The sequence below is a fragment of the Fibrobacter sp. UWH1 genome (genome assembly GCF_002210365.1).
Taxonomy (GTDB): Bacteria; Fibrobacterota; Fibrobacteria; order Fibrobacterales; family Fibrobacteraceae; genus Fibrobacter.
Window position 1 is genome coordinate 55707 of sequence record NZ_MWQG01000017.1, and the last position, 21134, is coordinate 76840.

15 protein-coding genes are annotated in these 21134 nt (G+C 51.0%); 5 read left to right on the plus strand and 10 right to left on the minus strand.

What is annotated here, in order from left to right; translation table 11 throughout:
* Positions 1-309 precede the first annotated feature (309 nt).
* Positions 310-4197 carry a fibro-slime domain-containing protein gene (locus tag B7992_RS09325; RefSeq protein WP_088666118.1) on the minus strand — a complete coding sequence of 1296 codons (3888 nt, stop codon included), beginning with the start codon at positions 4195-4197 and terminating at the stop codon, positions 310-312.
* A gap of 305 nt (positions 4198-4502) precedes the next feature.
* Between B7992_RS09325 and pta the strand changes: the two genes are divergently transcribed.
* Entirely contained in the window at positions 4503-5894 is a 1392-nt protein-coding gene (pta, locus tag B7992_RS09330; RefSeq protein WP_088666119.1) for a phosphate acetyltransferase, read from the plus strand.
* 189 nt (positions 5895-6083) lie between these two features.
* On the plus strand, positions 6084-7574 hold the full coding sequence (locus B7992_RS09335; protein WP_073161160.1) for a flotillin family protein: 1491 nt from the start codon (positions 6084-6086) through the stop codon (positions 7572-7574).
* A 64-nt stretch (positions 7575-7638) separates the two neighbouring features.
* On the opposite strand, the gene B7992_RS09340 is transcribed toward B7992_RS09335, so the two are convergent.
* From B7992_RS09340 to B7992_RS09370, 8 genes are all read right to left on the minus strand, one after another.
* The gene (locus B7992_RS09340; RefSeq protein ID WP_073161159.1) at positions 7639-8436 is read right to left on the minus strand and encodes a hypothetical protein; all 798 of its coding nucleotides are present in this window, start codon (positions 8434-8436) and stop codon (positions 7639-7641) included.
* A complete protein-coding gene (locus B7992_RS16655) occupies positions 8433-8576 on the minus strand; it encodes a hypothetical protein (RefSeq protein WP_158236530.1) in 144 nt (47 codons plus the stop codon). Before B7992_RS16655 ends, B7992_RS09340 begins: the two co-directional genes overlap by 4 nt.
* Positions 8577-8651: 75 nt before the next feature.
* Positions 8652-9989: an ATP-dependent 6-phosphofructokinase gene (locus tag B7992_RS09345; protein WP_088666120.1), complete on the minus strand. Its 1338-nt coding sequence runs from the start codon at positions 9987-9989 to the stop codon at positions 8652-8654.
* Between the two features lie 190 nt (positions 9990-10179).
* Positions 10180-12048, minus strand: a complete 1869-nt coding sequence (locus tag B7992_RS09350) for a cell wall metabolism sensor histidine kinase WalK (protein ID WP_073161157.1) — start codon at positions 12046-12048, stop codon at positions 10180-10182.
* Positions 12036-12758, minus strand: coding sequence for a response regulator transcription factor (locus tag B7992_RS09355; RefSeq protein ID WP_073161156.1), 723 nt, complete (start codon positions 12756-12758; stop codon positions 12036-12038). Before B7992_RS09355 ends, B7992_RS09350 begins: the two co-directional genes overlap by 13 nt.
* A gap of 25 nt (positions 12759-12783) precedes the next feature.
* Complete coding sequence (locus tag B7992_RS09360; RefSeq protein ID WP_088666121.1) at positions 12784-13620, minus strand: hypothetical protein; 837 nt, start codon at positions 13618-13620, stop codon at positions 12784-12786.
* Positions 13621-13715: 95 nt separating this feature from the next.
* Complete coding sequence (locus tag B7992_RS09365; protein ID WP_141100424.1) at positions 13716-15110, minus strand: hypothetical protein; 1395 nt, start codon at positions 15108-15110, stop codon at positions 13716-13718.
* A gap of 106 nt (positions 15111-15216) precedes the next feature.
* Positions 15217-15765, minus strand: coding sequence for a PEGA domain-containing protein (locus B7992_RS09370; RefSeq protein WP_073161153.1), 549 nt, complete (start codon positions 15763-15765; stop codon positions 15217-15219).
* A gap of 153 nt (positions 15766-15918) precedes the next feature.
* On the opposite strand from B7992_RS09370, the gene B7992_RS09375 reads away from it, so the two are divergent.
* Genes B7992_RS09375 through B7992_RS09385 form a run of 3 tightly spaced genes read left to right on the plus strand, consistent with a single transcriptional unit; the run spans position 15919 to position 19832 of the window.
* On the plus strand, positions 15919-17688 hold the full coding sequence (locus tag B7992_RS09375) for an ABC-ATPase domain-containing protein (RefSeq protein WP_088666123.1): 1770 nt from the start codon (positions 15919-15921) through the stop codon (positions 17686-17688).
* Between the two features lie 17 nt (positions 17689-17705).
* A complete protein-coding gene (locus B7992_RS09380; RefSeq protein WP_088666124.1) occupies positions 17706-18416 on the plus strand; it encodes a hypothetical protein in 711 nt (236 codons plus the stop codon).
* Between the two features lie 3 nt (positions 18417-18419).
* Positions 18420-19832, plus strand: a complete 1413-nt coding sequence (locus B7992_RS09385) for a hypothetical protein (protein ID WP_088666125.1) — start codon at positions 18420-18422, stop codon at positions 19830-19832.
* Between the two features lie 7 nt (positions 19833-19839).
* On the opposite strand, the gene B7992_RS09390 is transcribed toward B7992_RS09385, so the two are convergent.
* Positions 19840-20781: an FISUMP domain-containing protein gene (locus B7992_RS09390; protein ID WP_139259235.1), complete on the minus strand. Its 942-nt coding sequence runs from the start codon at positions 20779-20781 to the stop codon at positions 19840-19842.
* Positions 20782-21134: the final 353 nt, after the last annotated feature.

A 21134-nucleotide genomic window follows, 5' to 3' on the forward strand; every position in this document is an offset into this window, starting at 1 on the left:
CCTGCCTGTGCGATCGCACGAAGGGGTTTAAATTTGTTAAACGAAACAAGGGAAGGCAACTTCCTTGCCTTCTCAAGAAGTACTCTACACACCATCCAATCTCTCCTTAGTGAGGCTCGCTACACCAAACGAGTCTCTAGGTCTCCGTAGAAATAAATTATTCCTGATTGGAATGCAACAAGTAAAGAGTGCGTTTTTGTAAAAATACCGGAGAAAACTTTTTTTGAGGCCTTTTTGGGGGAGTTCGTTCCAAAAAAAATCCCCCTTTGGCAGGGGGATTCCGTGTAAGAATTTTTTAGAACAGTCTAATTAGAGACCAAGGTCAATGGCGTTAACCTGACCGCGACGGACGCCCCAGAGGAAGTCCTGGGTCTTGTCGGTAATGGTCTTGGTGTTTACCTTGATCTTGATTTCCAGACGGGCGATGTAGACACCAGTTGCGGCGAGTCTTCCGTTGTCTGCGCGCATGTTCCAGGCCAGGAACAGCTTGCCGTCGGAATCCAGGCAGTTCTTGCGTCCGCCATCCTTGAAGATGTCGTCGTTACAGGTCAGTCTGCCGGTCTGACCGCTAACATAGTGGCCAAGGCTGGTGTAGTAGAAGGTCTTGTAAGTCAGCACGGTGCTTTCTGCAACGGTAGAGACGATGTTCTTGATGTCGGCTTCGGTACCGCTGGAGTAGTAGTGCAGATTTTCGACATTCAGAAGACCGTTTTCGTAAGCGTCTACGATGACTTCGCTGAGGTCAAATCTGTCCTTGGCTTCACCGATGCTCATGGTACCGTTTGCGACGGCGGCGATGATTTCATCGATGGTGTAGGTCTTGTCGGCGTTAGCGGGATCGTTTGCTGCCTTCTTGTCTACGTAGCTGGGAGTGCTCTGAACGGCCTTCACAATTTCGGCAATCTCATTTTCTACCAACTGTGCCATGTCCAGGTCTCCCAGGTAATGACCCTGTGTGCCGTAAACTGCGGCGACCTGCTCTGCGCTCATGGCCTGTTCGCTAACGACCAGCTTCGGAACCGTGGCGTTGGGGTTGGTAATGATTTCCTTTGCGCTCTCGAAATTCTCTGCGGCAGGATCCAGGGCCACAACCTTCGGGCTGGTAACGGTAACCTTCTGCTCGCCGGTGATTCGTACCCAGGGGTTTCCTTCGTGGGGGAGAATTCCGATTAGGTCGTGAGCCTGTCCGCCCATAGAGGGAACCGTGAACCTGATGGAGTCGCCTACGGCAGGGACGATATCCTGTGTGCTACCCTTGGAGAAGACAAGACTCCACTGGTTGGGCTGTCCTGCGCCGATTCTTCCGGGGGTCTTTACTACAGTATGAAGAACCTTGTCCTTCCAGCAGTGGAAACTGAACAAATCAATGTTTGCGTTTTCCTCGTTGACGCCTTCACTGAAGGACAGTCTCAGGAACGTATTACCGTCGCTCATGTATTCAATTTCAGCGGCGACGATAACAGGACCGACTCTGTCGTACAGGATACCTTCCACAGGGAAGTAGGACTGCTTGCCGGATTCGTCAGTGTAGGTGTAGTAAACGGTAATCTTTCCGTTGTAGGGAGCCATTGCACCGCCGGTATAGATCGAGGTGCTGAATCCCGAACCACTTGCAACGACATAGGCGAAATCTTCACCGTCGTTGTAGACTGCCTTGTAGGGGGTATCGAAATTGCTACCGAATACGAACTTCAGGGAATCCAGAACACTCTGGCCGCCGAGGGCCTTGTTGAAGTGAAGCCAGATGCTGTCAGCGCGTCCATCGCCATTTCTGTCGTAGATGAATGCGGAATCAATCTGCGGAACAGGCGGGACTGCAATGTTGATGTTTGTCCAGTCTACAGAAGCGTTCTTGGCGCCTGCACTCTTGATTGTCAAGGTGGCGTTAATCACCTCGTCCTGGGCCTTGATATAGAAGCTGGCATGGCCTGCTACCAGGACCACTTCGTCAATGATGTTGCCCAGGGAGTCGCATGCGATCAGGTTCGGGTTAGTAGAAATGATGGATACTGCGATACCGCTATAGATAGTAGCCCATTCTTCTGCATACATGATGTTGACGGGGTAGGAGCGTCCTGCCCACATACGTTCAGTACGGTCGAGGCTAACAGGGAGAGTATCGCTGGAAACGTCGCGGGAGATCTCGTTACCGAATGCGTGCCAGTACTGGGTGTAGCAAGTGGAGTCCATTGTGGAATCTGCCGTTTCGCTGATGTTGGCGACACAGTAGCTAGAATCCTTGACGCTTGCGTATGCCAGGTTGGGCAGTTCGTAGGGATCCACGGTAAAGTAGACGTCCTTGTACTGGTCGGGACTGTCGCGGAGGGCTACGCGTACGTAGTAGGTTCCCGGCGGCAGACTCTGTGCAAAGCCGATCGCCTGCAGGTCAATGGTAAGCATGGTATAGTCATTGGTGACCTTGATACCGCTATAGTAGGCGGAATCAAGCTTGGAGAGGGCGATGCCTCCCTTGGCCAGACTCTTACCGAACAAGGTGAATGTTGAGGGGCCGAGAGTGGTGTCGCGAAGTTCGGGGCTTGTAGAGAAGTCGCAGGCCAGGGCGGTCTTACGGACAATCTGCCAAACTTCCTTCTGGATAACCTTTTCGCCACCGGGAATGTCCTTCAGGAACATGCTGGCGTCAGTCTTCAGGTCGATAGACGTACGCATCTTGAAGTTGGATTCATCCTTGTGACGTTCTGCGTAGAAAATGTGGAACGGGTAGGTTTCGCCAGGAATCAGGGGGTCGCCTGTATCCTGTCCGATGGTATCCAGCTTTACAGAACCGCTAACCTGGTGATGTTGGCCGCCGATATCCACCACAAGCTTGTTGTTGATGAAAACCCACACATCGTCATCGCCGTAGAATTCAAAGTACTGGCCCCTTACATATTCAAACTGGGCCTGGATCTTCATGGTAAAGCCATAGTTGTGGGTACCGATATTTTCGCCACCGTTGAGCCAATCGAAGTTGGGGTTGGGAACAGTTCCTGCCTCATCCAGGAATTTGAAGTCATCCAGGAAGAAGAGACCCTTTTCGGGGCTTTCCAGGTTCTTCTGACCCAGCCAGAAACCCTTGTTGTCCAGAGTCAGTTCCAGATCACGGCAAGTGGCGTTGGTGTACTGGTTGCCGGCGGCATCGGTTGCCAAGACTTCGGGCAGGAACCAGTAATCAAGGTGATCCGTAATTTCGCATTCCTTGGGGAAGTTCTTTGCCCTGACAGGAACGCCGTTGGGGCCAAGTTCCCTTTCGACCATGCCCAGGCGGGCCTTGTAGGCGTTGTCTTCGCCCTTACATCCGCCGGTACCGAAGTCCTGGCTTGTAGTGCCTGCCTGTGCGATTGCGTTCTTTTCATCACCCTGGTCGCCGTGGAGCCAGTCGAACATCATGACGGGCAGTTTCTTTACAGGGCAGTCGCCGAGAATTTCGGGGAATGCGGTAGAAATTTCGGGTTCGCCATACTGGTTGGCCACGATCCAGAGTTCCTTGCCGATGGCCAGTGCGGAGTCCAGCTTGATTTCGTCTTCGATGTCGATGGGTTCCTTGATGGGACCGTTCTTGCCGATGTACATGTCGCCGATAGTCTGCTTGAAGGAGACGTAGACATTCTTGGGAACAATTCTAAGGGTATCTTCGAACCATCCGCAGTAGGTTTCGCGGATGGGAGTCATGGAGTAGTCCTTGCCGTTGAGGGTCATGAGAGCCGTGGTGTTGTTCCAGGAGGGGAGCAGCCTAATAATGACCGTGGCGGAATCGGGTACCACGTATTCGTCGGGAATGCCCGGCAGAATTTCAAGAGAACCCTGACTCAGCTTGAGCCAGACTTCGTAAACGGGCTGATCCTTGATGGTCTGGTCATACTCCGGGAAAAGCGTAGCCAGGTAAGGCATATCCTTTTCTTCGGAAGTGAGGTACGTGCCGCACTTGTCCGTATTCTTTTCGCAGTTTAGACCGAAGCGAAGCCTGCGGAGTTCAGCCTTCCCGTCGTCAAGACGTTCTTCGTTGAACTTGATTGTATAGGTACCGTCGCGTTCCTGGCTGACCAAGCTGTACTTCAGCTTTTCTTCGTTATCAGCATAGTAAAGACTGTCACCCTCGTAAATGATATGGGCGATAGCGACAGTTGCCGCATTTGCAGAAATAGTAAACAGAGCCAGGCCAACCGCCAAGCTCCGGAATAGGTTCGTCAACCGCATCCGTTCTCTCCTTAGAATTTCCCAAACAACAAAACCGCCACAAAAATAATTTTTTTTTAACATTACTCAAGTGCTTTTGTATCAATAACTTGTAAAGTTTTTTTTGTAATTGGGATACGTCGGGAAGGGAGCCGCGAACTGGAATAAGACAGGCCTATAAACGCCGATTTTGAACGTTTTTTTTCGCAAAAAAGGCATTTTTGAAAAAAACAGGTGCTTTCGGGGAGTCAAAATCCTAATTTTTATGCCGTAAAAAGAAAAGCTAACTGGAAAAAGAACTTTAATCGAAAAATGGAGATTTCAGAATGAATCGCGTATATCTCGTAGCCTCCGAAAACATGGAAGCTAAAATCAAGGAAGCAAGTGAAGCCGTAGCCGCCGCAGGCCTCAAGGTCGCCACCTACAAGCCCGCTGTAAACGGTGCCGCTGCCGCCGCCCAGATCAAGGCCGACAAGACCGCCGTCCTCATGGAAACCATCGCCGCCGACTTCCTCAAGCAGGATTTCGAAAACGTGGACCTGGTAGTGGTAGAAGGTGCCGTAGGCATGAGCCCCGTCTGCGCCCAGGCATACAACGAAGCCCTTGCAACCGCTCTCGATTCCAAGATCTATTCCGACAACGAAGATGCCGACCTGTTCTGCCCCAAGCGCCTCCTCCATTGCCCCAAGTGCATTGCCCGCGACCTGGCTGAACCCGCCGCCGAACGCAAGACCTCCCAGGCCATGTTCCGCGCAGGCCTCCTGGTGAAGGCTTCCAAGGCTGCAAAGCGCATTGTCCTGCCCGAAGGTTCCGAACCCCGTACCGTCCAGGCCGCCGTTCTCGCTGTAGAACGTAACATTGCCGTTCCGGTCCTTATTGGTGCAAAGGCGGAAATCGAAGCTGTCGCCAAGGAAAAGGGCGTAAAGCTCCCCGCAAGCATCGAAATTATCGAACCCTCCGAAGCTCTTGCCGAGAAGTACGTTCCCACCCTGGTCGAACTCCGCAAGTCCAAGGGCATGACCGAAGAACAGGCCCGCGCAGCCCTTAAGGACAACGTGATGCTTGCAACCATGATGCTGAAGATGGGTGAAGTGGACGGTCTCGTTTCCGGTGCCATCCATTCTACCGCAGACACTCTCCGTCCGGCTCTCCAGATCATCAAGTGCGCTCCCGGCGTCAAGTCCGTCAGCTCCGTGTTCTTCATGTGCCTGCCCGGTCAGACTTACGTCTATGGCGACTGCGCCATCAACCTGAACCCCACCGCCGAAGAACTGGCCGGCATCGCCCTCCAGTGCGACGATACCGCAAAGGCTTTCGGCCTTCCCAGCCGTGTGGCCATGCTCTCCTACAGCACCATCAATTCCGGTAAGGGTCCCGACGCTGACCTGGTGAAGGAAGCTACCGCCATCGCCAAGGCTGCCCGCCCCGACATGGCCCTGGATGGCCCGCTGCAGTATGACGCCGCCACCACTCCCAGCGTTGGCTCCCTGAAGGCTCCGGGTTCCGCTGTGGCCGGCAAGGCAACCGTGTTCGTGTTCCCCGACCTGTCTGCCGGTAACATCGGCTACAAGGCCGTGCAGCGTTCCGCCCGTGGCACCATCGCCATCGGTCCCATGCTCCAGGGCCTCGCCAAGCCGGTGAACGACCTGTCCCGTGGCGCCTTGGTAGAAGATATCGTCTACACCATCGCTCTCACTGCTGTTCAGGCACAGGCTTAAAAGCTAGTTTGGCTAATGCAAAAAAGACTCGCTTGTCAGTAGGCGAGTCTTTTTTTAAGGAAAAATTTATGCAGGTTTACGCCTGTACGATTTTTCCGATTTTTTGATCCGAAGAGATAAAAAAATCGTATCTTCATTAAGGAAGAGAACAAGTTAACTAGAAGGACGAAAAATAAAAAAGGAGAACAAATGTCCACTGAAACAATCATCGCCATCGTTGGTGTGCTTGTCTTACTTTTCATCATCCTGTTCTTTGCCGCCTATATCAAGGCTGCACCGGATGAAGCCGTGATTGTATCTGGTATCCAGAAACAGCCTCGTGTTATCATTGGTCGCGCAGGTTTTTGCATTCCGTTCTTTGAACGTGCGGATCACCTGAGTTTGCAGCTTATTCCTATTGACGTGAAGACTCGTAATGCAGTCCCTACTTCTGATTACATCAATGTGGTTGTTGATGCTGTCGTGAACGTGAAGATTTCTGACGATCCTTCGAGGCTTAGGGCCTCTGCCCAGAACTTCTTGAACAAGAAGCCCGAACAGATCAAGGAAATGGTGGTCGACGTTCTTGAAGGTAACATGCGTGAAATCGTGGGCCAGATGAAGCTGGTTGATATGGTGAGCGACCGTAAGCAGGTTTCTGAACGCGTCCTTGAAAATGCTATTCCGGATTTGGAAAAGCTGGGTATTATTGTGCAGACTTTCAATATCCAGAATTTTGCAGACAGCAATGGTGTTATCGAAAACTTGGGCGTAGACAAGACTGTGGCTATCCGCAAGGCAGCCGCCATTTCTAAGGCTAATGCTGAACGTGATATTAGTGTTGCCCAGTCTCAGGCCAAGAAGGAAGCTAACGATGCTGCTGTTGCCGCTGACCTGGAAATTGCTCAGAAGCAAAATGATCTGGCAGTGAAGAAGGCTAACCTGCAAAAGATTTCTGATACGGAACAGGCTATTGCTGATGCTGCCTATAAAATCCAGGAACAGAAGCAGCGTCGCGAAATTGAAATTGCCAATGCCGAAGCAAACATCGCTAAGCAGGAAAAGGAAATTGAAGTTCGCGAAAAGATGGTGGCTGTCCGCCAGAAGGAACTGGAAGCTGAAATTCAGAAGAAGGCCGAAGCTGAACGCCAGGCCATGATTCAGAAGTCTGAAGCCGACTTGTTCCAGCAACAGAAGGATGCTGAAGCAACCCGTTACACCGAGGAACAGCGCGCCGTGGCAATCACCAAGGTGGCAGAAGCAGAAAAGCAAAAGGCATTCGCTGAAGCAGCTGCTATCAAGGCCAAAGGTGAAGCTGAAGCAGACGCCGTGAAGGCCAAGGGTATTGCAGAAGCTGAAGCTCTAGACAAGAAGGCTGAAGCCATGAAGAAGTATGGTGAGGCCGCTCGTCAGGAAATGCAGCTGAAGACCTTGGAAAAATTCTTTGAACAGCTCCCTGCTGTGGCAAGCAACATCGCAAAGCCCATGGAAAAGATTGGAAGCATCACTATGTACGGCGAAGGCAATACCGCCAAGCTTACAGAAGATATTACCAAGACTCTTTCTCAGATCACCAACGGTCTTACCGATTCCGTAGGTATCGACTTGAAGACCATTGTGGGCAGCATGTTCGGTGCAAAGCTTGCAGGTGTGGGTGGTGTCAAGCAGATTGCTGAAGAAAAGAAAGATTCCGACAAGTAATCAAAAACGTTAAACGCAAAACGCGACCTCATTGAGGTCGCGTTTCTTGTAGTTCATATTTTTTTTACTTCTTGTCCAATCTTTCGTTGATCTTCTTCTGGAGTTCCTTCAGGTGCCAACGTCCACGCTTGTCTTCCAGGAAGTAGCTGGTACGAACGCCTCTTGCAAGGCCGCGGTCGATCAGGTCCAGGGCGTCGGCGTAACGCTTCTGGTCAAATCTCAAATCCGCCAGGAAGTAATAGTTGTACAGGTCCTTGGGGTTCTGCTGCAGGGCCATGGTCAGGTACTTGTCCGCCAGCTTCTTGTCGGGCCATGAAAGCACCAGGGGAACATAGGGTAGCATAAAGTGGGCCCTGCCTAGAATCTGCCAGTCTTCGGCTGCGGTAGAAACGTCGCGGACAATGTTGGCTACGCCGTCCTTCACAGAGGCGAGAGCTCCGCGTTCATTACCCCACATAGAAATGGCCGACGCGTACACATGGGCGATTTCCTTGTTCTTGGGGAATTGCCTGTAGGCGTTTTCGCTGATGGTCTTCAGGCTGTCCAGTTTCTGCTTACGCTTGCTCTTGTCGAAGTGAACGAATCGGAAACTGAAGAAAAGACTCTTGGTCAAACCTTCGGTCGCAGCCTCGAGAACGGAGGAGTCTGCCATGGCGGCACGATACTTCTCGATCATCAGGTTAGCATTCTTCTTGTCTGCTTTATCCCCATTGGCGCGTTCGGCGCGAGCGGTGAAACAGGAATCCGCGATACGCAAATCCTCTTTACCGTTGTAGCCGGCGTTGGCCACACCTGTAGAATCCGCGAAACCAAAGGTCGCAGAAATCGCAATCATCAGTAATGTGGCGAAGAACTTATTCATACCTTCCAGTTCTGCAGCAGCTTGTTCAGCTGGGCAATGCGGGATTTTTCTTCATCGGTGCCGTGGTAGGTCTTGAACAAGAGATACCGATACTCCATTAGAGCGGTGCGAATCAGAACTTTTTCTTCTTTCTTTAACATATACAGTTTGCGATATTGGGTAAGCGGGATTTGGGAACTTGCGTTCCCGTACCGCTAACTTTAAAAAGAATGGAATTACTTGTGGCCCTTGCCCTTACCGGAGAAGTAGTCCTGCTGACGGGTCATACCGAGAACAGCGTGCCACAGGGTTCCGTTGGGGTTGATCTTCTTACGTTCGTTGACAGCATATTCGATAGGAACATGAGAGAACACATTGTTCATGCTGCCGACGACCATGTCGGTCTTACCGGCCATACCAGCGTGTACGGCGGCTTCAGCCAGCTGGAAGCAGAAGATGGCGTCGGTGCCCTTTGCCGGGGTGCTGCGGACCATGTAGCTGGGGTCGAAGTACTTGATGTTGATTTCCTTGCCCACGTTCTTGAAGTGTTCCTTGATCTTTCGGGTCAGGAATTCACCGATATCGTTCTTCAAGACGTTTCCGCTGGCGTCCTTGCGTTCGGGCTGGTCGTTGAACAGTTCCTGGCCGGCACCTTCGGCAACAGCGATCACGGCGTGAGTCTTGCCGTTGTCGTAGCGGCTTTCAAGAGCCTTGCAGAGGCCTTCCAGAGTAAAGGGAACTTCGGGAACCAGGCAGATGTTCACCACGGTGGTGGCAAGTGCTGCGTAGGCGGCGATAAAGCCGGAGTCGCGACCCATGAGTTTTACCAGGCCAAGACCGTTGAAGGCGCCGTTGGCTTCGTTATGGGCGCAGGTAATGACGTCGGTAGCACTGAGAACGGCTGTTTCGAAACCGAAGGTTCTGTCGATCAGGTTCAAGTCGTTGTCGATGGTCTTAGGAATACCGATAATGGAAATGGGCTGCTTGCGCTTCTTGACTTCTTCGGCAATGGCATGGGCACCGCGGAGGGTACCGTCACCGCCGATGCAGAACAGCACGTTGATGTTCAGACGCATCAGGGTGTCTACCATGATGGCCGGGTCCTGTTCGCCGCGAGAGCTACCAAGGATGGTACCGCCGTCTTCCTGGATGGCGTCAACCACGTCCGGGTTCAGTACCTTGGGGGAATAACCGTACTTGGGATTCAGACCGCGGTAACCGTAAGGGATACCGAAAATGTTGCGGACACCGTAATCAAACCACAGAGTCTGTACGAGACCCTTGATCACGCTGTTCAGACCGGGGCAAAGTCCGCCGCAGGTAATGATGCCTGCACGGGTCCATGCCGGGTCGTGGAATATGGTTTCGCGAGGGCCGGCTGCTTCCAGGCTGGGGACCGGGGTGTTGGTTTCGTAGAAGTGCTTCAGACGGTTTACGTCGGTAGTAAGGCTAACCTGTTCGCTATCAGAAGTGAACTGGATACCCTTCATGGGGGACTTCAGAGTTCCCACGCCAACGGTTTCAATAGAAAGATCATATTCAGACGGATTCTGCAGAATATCTTCTTGAGTCATACTAGCATCCCTTTATGGTTGCTGGGTTATACAGCTTGCCCTTGTACTTAAAAAATACATAAAAGCGGAAGCCGCGACAAAAGGCTTGCTTTCTAGCACGGCTGAGCAGCAGTATTTTCTGCAAAAAATACATTATTAAGTTCGCAAAAAATGTTGCAAACTTAAGTTTTATCGGTAACAAATTATTTAACTAAAGGTCCAGCGGCGGGAAGTGAATCTTGGTGCGCAAACCGGGATTTGCGTTTTCCAGTTCGATCTTCAGGTTGGTCAGGGTGCAGAGCTTCTTGACCATGGAAAGACCGATACCTGTTCCACTTGTCTGGCGGGTCATTTCGTTTTCGACGCGGTAGAATTCCTGGAACACCTTCTTCATTTCGGAGGCAGGAATACCGGGGCCGAAGTCACGGACCGCAAGGTACATGTCAGTACCCTTGATGGCCAATTCGATATTGATCATCTTGTAGTCCGACTTCTTGCTGAACTTCAGGGAATTGTCCACCAGGTTCATCAGAATCTGCATAATGGCATCGCGGTCAATTAGCAATGCGATGTTGCTTGCATCCGTATCCGAAGAAACGGTCAGCTCGAAACCCTGCTTTTCTACGTTCTTGCTGTAGGTGGCGATAAAGTCGTCTAGCACAGCCTTGGGGCGTTCCCTGCGTAGCTGCACGTTCCAGCGGTTGCCATCCAGTTTTGAAAGGTTCAGCACATTCTGGATCAGTCGGGAAAGTCTGTCGGCTTCGCTGGCGATCTGGTTATAATACTTCTGTCGTTTCTCGTCGCTGACCACCCAGGAATTCTGCAGAAGTTCCGCATACATCTTGATGGCGGTAAGAGGCGTTTTCAGCTCGTGGGTAATTGCAGAAACGAAGTCCTGACGCTTGGTGGCCAGAGCCATCTTACTTTGGATGAAACGGTAGATGGTCCAGAGGGCGATTGCGATAAAGATCAGCAGGATGATTCCCGAAATCAGGGTGACCATGCTTCCGATGTTCGTCGCTTCGCTGGCGAACATAGAGAATCGAATGCTATCGTAGGGCTTGGCTAAGAAGAAGAACTTCTTCAGGTAATGGGAAGATGTTCTACGACCGATGGTAGAAATCGTCTGACCGTTCAGGGAAATTTCGATGGCGTAAGGGGAATAGACGTAGTCTTTTAGTTTGTCCTGGGCGATAAAGTTCAGGTAACGGAACATGTCTACGGCAAAACCCTGAATAACGGGCATCTTACCGATAAGGATTCGTCTGTAGAAGACGATCGTATCGTTAATGGCCCTTGCCTGGAAGTTGGAAATGTCGACGTTGGTATTTGCCCCGGAGAATGCCAGCAGGTCCGTCTGCAGAGTGGAGTCGTCCTTCTGGGTTTCGGCGATATAGGTGATAGCTTCGTCTTCCGATGTGGTTTCCGTTCTCACGGGGAGGGCGAAGTCGGGCATTTCATCGTACAGCTGGTCGATGGTTTCCGTGGAGTCCATCATCTGGGTGGCTCGCTTGGGAAGACCGTTCTTGATGTCCAGGGTGTCCAGGAGGTGCTGAATCTGGTCGCGGGTCTTTTTACGTTCTTCGCGGTGGTCGAACAGCGCGTTGTCCCAGATGGACTTGCCGATAAGGGTTGTTGTATCCGGGTAGAACGGTGTAAGCAGATCTCCGTTATGGGAAATCTGGAAGTGACCAATCAAGCCCTTGGTACATTGATAGTTGGGGTCGTATTCGCAGAACGGACCGATGCGGTCGGGGAATACGAAAAAGTCAGAGAGCAGGCTTCCGCTTCCGCCAATGACGGCAATGGAGTTCAAGATGCCGTAGGCTTTATAGGAACGGCGGTTTTCCTGGTTCAGGTCCTGCAACAAGGCAAGTTCAAACGTGGAAAAGGCCTTCTGGATATCTTCCTGGACGTTGCGTTCGTTAAGGTCTCGAGCCTGACGGTAAGACTGCACGAATATGATCGTCAGCGGAACTGCGATAATCAGGAAAATGGAAATAAACACCAGGCGTTCCTTGATGACCGCCTGGTGCTTTTTAACGTATGAGAGAGCTTCTTTGAGACTTATCTTTCGCATTCGGGTGCAGAGCGCATCTGATAGCCTTCACCGCGGAAGGTCACCAGCAGTTTCGGGTGAGAAGGATCGTCTTCAATCTTCTTGCGGAGCTTGGTAATGTGGATGTCCACGGTACGGGTGTCCACGGATTCAGCATTTTCGTAACCCCAGACCTTGCGGAGCAGTTCGGAACGGGGAACGGCGTGGTCGCGGTTAGTCCACAAGTATTCGAGAATTTCGATTTCCTTGCGGGTAAATGCCAGTTCTTCGTCACCGCGGGTACCGGTGTATTCGCGGAAGTTCACCTTGAGGTTACCGGCAACAAGCTTGCCTTCGTTTTCCATGCTCTGACGGCTACGGCGGAGCACTGCTTCGATACGGGCCAGGAGCATGGGAACAGAGAACGGCTTCGGAATATAGTCGTCAGCACCGAACTTGAGACCGTTGATGATGTCTTCGTCGGCATTCTTTGCAGAAAGGATGATGATGGGCAGGCTCTTGTCCTGTTCGCGGATCTTGTCGCAAACGGTAAAGCCGTCCATGCCCGGGAGCATCAGGTCCAGAAGTACAAGACCGTACTGGCCGGTCAGGGCTTCTGCGAGGCCGTCTTCGCCGTTGATTACGTGCTTGACGCGGTAGCCATTCAGCTCGCAGAGGTCGATGAGGCCTTCTGCGATGGCGATTTCGTCTTCGATAATGAGAATGTTTGTGCTGCTAGTATTCTGAGTCATCTATGTACCTAAAAAATTTGCCGAATTAGATTGCGAGGCCCACACCCACTTCAACGGTCATGTTACCCGGATCGACTTCGCTGGGATAGTCGCCGCCGAAGTAGTACTTGAAGTTGGCGTATGCGGCAATGGGGATGATAGGGAGCTTGGCGCGCATACCCACCAGCACGTGGCCGCCGATAGAGGTGTTGAGGCCTTCGTCAAGAGCCTTGTCCTGGATGTTGTGCTGTACGGTTTCACCCATGGTCTTTGCCTTTGCGTTGGCTTCCTGAATCTTCTGGTCTCTAGCTGCAGGATCGGTTTCTTCTGCTGCGCCCTTGTACAATTTTGCGAGATCGTCAAGGTCGCCAATGACGTTGCCGACGATGCTGGATGTGAACTGCTGGTTAAGCACAAAGGAGTTCATGTAATAGGTGATACCGCCGCCGATGTAGGGGCGGATGATGGGCAGGGAGGTAATGGGATAGGTGATGGAAAGGTCGCCGTTCATGGCTACGAACTTGGGGTTGGCCTTGCCGAAGGGGGTGCCGCCCAGTTCAATTTCCAGAGGGATTTCCTGAGAAGAGCCGTCGACCGGATTCTTGACGAAGAGGCTTGCGTCATAGGAACCGAACTGGAAGTTGACGGTAGCTTCTACGTCGATAATGGGAAGGATATCCACCCACACCTTGAAACCGAAGCCCTGCATGGTGCCGTCAAAGCCGCCATGCTGCAGGTCTACGTTAGAACCGATTTCTGCCGGCTTGTCCATGCCCTTCATCTTGGTGCCAAAACCAGGTGCATAGTGACCACCGATACCGATAATTGCAAAAGACTGGGAGGCGAGCAAGGCGCCTGCTGCAATAAGAGCCTTAAAATTCATATCTACTCCTTAGAAAAGATTTTGGAATCAAACTAAATAATATTTTCCAAAAAGCAAACCGCAAATTGGCCGAAATGCCCTTTTTAGAGGCTTTTTTAGCGAATAGCGGGGATAATCAGGAATACTTTCTGTCCGCGGGCAACCTTCAGGTCCTTAAAGGTGTACTCTCCAGCGTATCCGCCGTTCATGCCGGTTGCCTTGACGGTCACGTTGTGGACTCCTGCTTCTACCGGGGTTCGGGACATATAAATGGAATTGGGCATAAAGAGACCGATGCGCAGGTCGGCCTGTTCCAGCTGGCTCTGGGCCACATCGGTGCCAAGACTTGTCACTAAATTCAGGAGGACGTTGTCCGTCTTCATGGCCTTCTTGGCCTGCTGTGCGGCAATGGTTCGAAGGGTCACGCGAACGGCGGTACGGGTAATGGTGGTAGGCGTTTCTTCCTTGATGTTCTTGTCCAGTTCGGCGTTCACATCCATAATTTTTTCCGGAGAAAATCTCTGGCCGTCCACACTTACGTCAAAGCCCTTGACTCGCTGGGGCAGGGTCTTCTTTTCGGGGAGGGAGAATCCGATATGGAACGTCTCACCGTTTCCGCCGGAAACCGGCGGGGCTACCAGCGTGAAGGAACTGATTTTCCCGGTCTGCGAATCCTTGTAGTTTAGATGCATGACTCCGCCGCTGACAAAGGTTCCGGACATGTAGAGTTCACCGAGAATGGGGCTATGTCCGGCATAACCGATAACGATAATTTCCTGACCCAGTTCGTGAGCCTTGGAGGCTGTGGGAGTGGCTGCCAGGGGTTCGTGCTTCAGGTCTTTCAGGTTGTCGGCGCGGTCTGTGCGGCGCAGGTTCTCGTTGACGAATTCCCAAACTTCCTTGGGCATCTTGATATTGCCTTCGTCGAAGGCCTTCACGGCCTGAACGTAAGAAATGGCGGCATCGTCACTTTCACCTGCCAGGTCGTAAACCAGGCCGCAGAGGTAACGCAAAAAGCCGTTGTCGTTGACCTTTTCGTTATCCTTCTGGTAAAGTCTTTCCAAGGCTAGCTGGGCTCGCTTGACTTCAACCATGGCTCCGTCCACATCGCCCATGGCCAGGTAGTTCAAAATTTGCAGTTCGTGGAGCACCACAATTTCAAAGGGGCGGGCTCTGTAGGGGCGCACGTTGTCGTTGGTAACTACGGCTGCCGCTTCGTTGGTGACGGATCTTGTATAGAGGTCGTCGTAAATTTCTTCGGCCTTGTCCAGGTTCAGGGCGCTTTCCTTGAAGTCCCTGTTGTAATGGTGGAGGGTTCCCAGGTCGAAATAATAGAGGAACTGGCTGTTGGAACCGTACAGGTCCTTTTCTTCTTTCTTGACCTTGTGGATGGCTCCGTCGAAGCCGTCCTTTTCCAGGGCAGGGGCCAAGGCTTCGTAGCGGGTCATGGACTTGTTGGCGCAGGAGCAAAGCAAAAGGGCTGCGGCCAAGAGTAGTAAGAGACGTTTCATTGTCGGTTCCTTCTTTGTTACGGCTGCAAATTTAATTTTTTTTTAAACAAAAGAAGCCTGGCGGTTAAGCCAGGCCTCCGTCAAACTTGGTGTCTGAAGTCGAAAATTACTTCTTCTTCTTCTTGCCGGTAGCGTCGAGAGTGACTTCGACAGTTTCTTCACCCTTAACGGTTACGAGTGCTTCAGCAGACTTGCGGTTGGAGCATTCTGCGCGAACCACGTGGTCACCTGCATCCAGGTTGTGGACGGTAAGGGGAGCGCCATCGGTCTTGTCAGCCTGGTCGCCATCAACGAAGATGATGCACTTGCCAGGATTGGTGGTCACCTTGATGTGGCCCTTGGGAATCTTGGTGCCGAAGTTGAAGTCATTGCACTTGTTCTTGCCCGGCCAGATGTTCACGCGCTTGTTCACCAGTTCGAAACCCTGGTCGATCACCACGAGGGTCTGACGGCCAGACTTGACGGTCACGTTTTCGATGGGGCTCTTGCCGAGAGGTTCGCCACCCAGGAACACGTCGCTGTTAGGAGGTTCAGTGATAATGTTGACCACTGCGTTCTGGTTGCGAGGAGGAGGTTCGTCGCCATCGCAATCGGCAGCGAAGACGTTGATGGAGAGGAATGCCACCATCAGGGCGAAAATGTACAGTTTCTTCATGGATTACTCCTATTAAGTTTGCGTTAAAAAATACAAAGTTTTACTGGAATTTAAATTTTTTTTGTGAAAAAGTTTGTTTAAAGAGAAGAGTGTACAGTGAATAGTGAATAAAAAATTGGGAAAAAGGGGTGTAGGATTGTTATTTTTGTTTTTATGAAAGCTCTTTATCAACGAATTCGAATGCTGAATGGCAAAAACTATGGCCTCTACAAGTCTCTCGGCGACAAACCTTGGGATTTTGGGGACTTCGAACTGGAATTTCTCCATGTGCAGGGGGATCCCTACGCTCCGGCATCCAGAATCATGATAAAGGCGGACCTCCAGATGCTGGGCTACGGTTCGGAATGGGGTGTAGAGTTTGAACGTCGTCTGGCCCTCAGCGATTTTCTGTATCGCAGGCTTAGCAAGCTGGTGCTGGAACGCTACCCGGATAAGGATGCCGCGGTAATCTTCGATGTGTCCGGCCCCGAAATGCTGGTGCGCAATTCCCTGTGGATCGATAACGGCGTGTTGCGTGCGGTCCTTCAGGTGCGTCTTCCTGGCGATGGCCGCAAGATCCAGGCGGAAGCGGCTGCCGAAATTTTGACCATGGTCCTTCCGGACTTGGTTTCAGCCGGTCTCTATTATAGCAAGAGCGATGAGGCCGCCCTGGATGCCCACTATCAAGTGCTGGCAGACCGTCGCGCCATCCTTGGCGAACTGGATTCCCGCGGCCTGGCCGCCTTTGTTCCCGACGGAGCCGTGTTGCCCCGCGCTTCGGGGATTTCCGAAGATCCTATGGAAGGGGCGATCCCCTTCAAGTCTCCCGACGAAATGGCTGTCGTGCTGAATGTGAACGGTCGTGAAATCCGCGGCATGGGAATTCCCAAGGGCATTACCGTTATTACCGGTGGCGCCTTCCATGGAAAGTCCACCTTGCTTCAGGCGTTGACTCGTTCTGTTTATCCCCATGTTCCCGGCGATGGCCGCGAAGGCATTGTCATCGATGAAACTGCCGTTCGCGTGGGTGTGGAGGATGGCCGCAGTGTCCGTGGAACGGACTTGTCGCAGTTTGTCCGTAATCTGCCCGGCGGCGTAAGCACCAAGGAATTTACGACGGCGGGTGCGTCGGGCTCTACAAGCGAAGCGGCCAACCTGCTGGAAGCTATGGAAGTTGGCGCCTCTACATATCTTATTGACGAAGACTCCTCGGCGGTGAACTTCCTTATCCGCGATGTCCGCGTCCGCAAGCTGTTGGGCGATGACCGCGAACCTCTGATTCCCCTGACCGACCGCATCCGCGATATTTGCTATCCGCAGAGCGGTTCTGATTGTGGTGGCGCAGAGTCCTCTGTTGCGGCCCGCAGTTTCATTCTCGTGGCAGGTGCCTGTGGCGACTACCTGGAACTTGCAGACAACATTATCGTCATGGCCAACTACAATGCGGAATGTGCAAAGACTGCGGGCAAGGCCTGCGAAGTCCTGGGGGCCGCACCCGCTGTGACGACGGACCTTCCCGCCTTTGTTCCCCCGGTTAGCAGAACTTTCTCTGACTATGTCAAACCCTTACAGCCTTCCATCAAGCCCCTGTCCGCCGTGGAACGTCAGGTTAAAGTCAAGCTGAACGGAGACTACATTGTTCAAATCGGCTTCCTGGTTTCGGATACCAGCCGCCTGGTGACCCTCGCCGGAAAGCAGCAGCGTTTTGGCGCCGGTTTTATGCTGCTGAATCTTTGCCAGAGTGCGGCCAGTGCCGACGAATCGTCTAAATCTGCCGTGCTGCCGGGGGATTCCATTACCGACGCCATCGCAAAAATCTGCGACAAGATCAAGAACGTTGGTTTCCGTAATTTGCCCCAGGGTATGAGTCGCGAAATGAGTCTGCCTCGCCCCGTGGACATCGCCTGTGTGCTGTTCCGCCTAAGGGATATGGGTCGAAAGTAACGGAAAGGAATTGGAGAATGGTGGCGAAGTTGCTTCATATTCTGCTATGTGCAGCGGCGCTAGCCTTGGTGGCTTGCAATGCATACTACTATGAAGACTATACCCAAACCTTGAATCGTTATGAATTGAAGGTAGCGAATTTTGTGGAACTGGATTCCATCATTCTTTGCCAGGATTCTCTGGATGTAGACTGGCTTTATCCGGATACGATTGTAAAAGTGTCGTTGAAACATGACCATCGCTTTAGAAATTACCAGCCGATGGATTCGACTCTTTTGACCAATTCGGATTCTGCGTCTGCCACGATGGTCACACTGTCCGTAAATAGGGCGAATTCTTCTGCAAATCCCTTGTCCTTTGAATTCAAGATGGATATTGAGTATACGGCGAAGGATTACGCAGGTGATGATCATATACCCTATTGGAGTGGTGTTTCCACTACGCGGTTCTATTTGGATATTTTCGGCTGCAACGATATTAACTGCGAAACCGCAGAGAAAATTGTATGGCACAATGGCAATTACTCCAATGTGCTGGTTCTTGGCCCCGATGATTTCAAGTTTTCCAAAAAAAACTTTGAGCAGTTTTATGATGGAGACTGTTCCGACTACACCAAGGAATATTCCTTCAACCTAAAAATTGACCATCCCCGTATCAAGCTGGATGCCGATATTCAGCAGGGGTATATAGAATGTCGTAAAAAAGTGTCGAGTGGAAACTGGGGGTAGTATATGTTAAGATTTTTATTGCATATCGCCCTGTTGTTCCTTCTGGTATCTTGTGGGGAAGAAGATTTTTTTGGTCCGGAATCCCACACAAAACCTGTGGAACTTTATGAGCTGGGGCTAGATAATCGGGCGCCTGTCGGATATGTATTGGCCGAGAATGATTTTACGGTTCGCAGGTTCTACTACTACGCCGTCAATGAAAAACTGAAAGCTGTTGGCGACACCGTATTTGCAAAGCCGGCTAAGGATCTAGTAAGTTTTGAATTTCCCGCAAGGAACATTGAATCCGAGACGGTGATGTTTGTTGCCGAATTGCAGGCCGATGATTCCGTGACAGTAAAGCTTCAATCCTTGACGGAGGTGGGGCGTAAAGACGAATTTATACTCAGCACGGCAAGTACTTTGCTGACCCCGCGAGTCATGGAATTGATGCGGCAGGGTTACCCGGTCTATACTGCAAAAAATATGGCGTTACAGGAGCTACAGAGACAACTCAATGTTCGTGAGGAACTTTTTGATATCGAAGATGTAGATGTTCCCTATGAAAATTATGACACACGTTGTGTAAATTGTGATGTTCGGACAATCTGCACCCGCTCCAATTTCGTCGTTTATGCCTGGTCCTTCGTAAGGCAGAATAACAGTGCTTCCGGGTATAGGGATTTTCTTGATAGTGTCAAGGCAGACTTTGCAGAAGATGGAATCCTGAATGAAGAACATGTCGTCGTGCCGATTGTGGATTATGGACTTATGAACTTGACGCTCATTTCCCGCGATATGGATTCTCTAGTTTCCTCAATGAAGCTAGTCTGGGATGCGAAGTATTCTAGGAATGGTAGCGGTCATTCAGATAGTTGGTATCATAGGGATTACTGCGGCAGTATGAGGCAATTTGCCGGGGACTGGCAAAGCAAAATGCTAAACCATTTTTTAGGCTTTGGAAAATGCAATCGCGATAACCTATTTGAAGTTCTGGATAATCCTTTTGAAAGTGGTGCTTCCCAGGATGAGAAGTTCATTTGTGACATTCGCAGTGCCAATGGGCGTTTCTGGTCAAATGCTTGTGATACGAGCTTCGCTTGGCGACCCTTTACGCAGAAAGAAAAAGACCTTGGACTCTGCATTAGTGACACTGCCCTTGTGCGTGAAATTTATGCATTTAAGGATTCTGTCAAGTACAAGTGTGCTCCAGATGGAAACTGGTACAAGGTGATTTCTTACGATGAACTCAGAAAGTCAAGGGAGTGTCGTTCGACGGTAATCTACTACATCGAGGACATTGAAGAATATCACTCCCGCGCTTACCACAATGGTGAAGGGAAATATCAGCCCTTTGACCTTATTGATGGGGCCTGTAAAGTTAGGCTAGAGCCTCGTTGGAAAGAAGATGACAAGTATTTTGGTCGTTGCTATTAATGGCACTTTACTTTGTCAACTCGTCTGCAGTAGAATCTTTGTCTACGGTAGAATCTTCATCTGCAACGGGATCGTCCGCACTTAAATCATCTTCTGTAATCTTGATGCATCGGATGGAGTAGCCTTCTTTTCGAAGGCGAAATTCGCTCGAGGCGTTTGCGCGGTTTGCCGCCAGCACTTTGATGACGGAATGTAAGTTGTTGTATTGGGTTGTGTGAAAGTTTGCGTTTTCCCCAACGTATTTCATGGATCCGTCATGGAACAAATAACCCGTGGGAATGGCAGAAAAACCTACACGATCGGATCCAGAATTGGTGTTCCACAAAGTTGTCTTTGCCTTTAGCGCCTTCCCTGCGGTGGAGAATCCTCCGAACTTTTGGAGCAGGTCGTCAAACTCGTTGCTGCTAGGCAAACGCCACCCTTCTGGGCAAATTCCCGTTATGATTTTGGGCGAGGGTGTCGTGTCGAGCAAGTAATCATCATAGTTAGTGGAAATGTTGTATCCTTCCTTTACAAACTCTATGGAGTCAACGGCGGCGCCCCACGTGTAGAGCCTTCCGAAGATATCGCAATAGTCTTGGATGGAAGAATCGCCTCCGCACCACATCTTTCCCTTAAGGGAGGGCGTGTTTACGGAGTCCGCGTAGTTGAGGTTTTGAGCCATCCAGGTCTGGTCTTCAATTTGTACGGTCCTGTATTTTTTCCCGTCGCGTTTGTCTGTAATTTCACCATAGGAAATGTCGGGGTTGAATACGTCGTCTAGTTTGTATGCAGAGGAGCTGGATTGTGCGCTACTGGAGGAACTTCTTTTGACGGGGATGTTTTCTATTCTGTTATGCCAGTCGTCGTTGGATCCACCTGTTGGACTTGAATCTTCGGCGCATGCGACGAAAAAGAGGGCGGCAAACGTTAAGAAAATGGTTGTGACGATGTTTTTCTGGCTTGTCATGGGAATAAAAATACAATAAAAGGGACTTTTTTCTACTTCGTTGATGATCAATGAGTTAGAAAATCGAAGAAAATAGGGCTTGTTTTGCTGGGTGTCAAAAGAAAGCTGTGGATAAAAAGTTGATAAGTTGTAGTTTTTGTGGATTAAAAACAGTTATCTTTGAAAAATCGCAAAAAAAGTGAATTTTTTTGCAGAAACGCCCTTGACATTCATCCAGAAAATTCTATAATTGGCCTCACCTCCGAACGAGACAGCCGAAACGCTGAAACGGACGGAAGCGAGAACCCGAGAGGCTCTCGAGAAGATTGAAGGAATCGGAGATGTGCTTAGTGACGGCCCAAGAAATTTCTTGG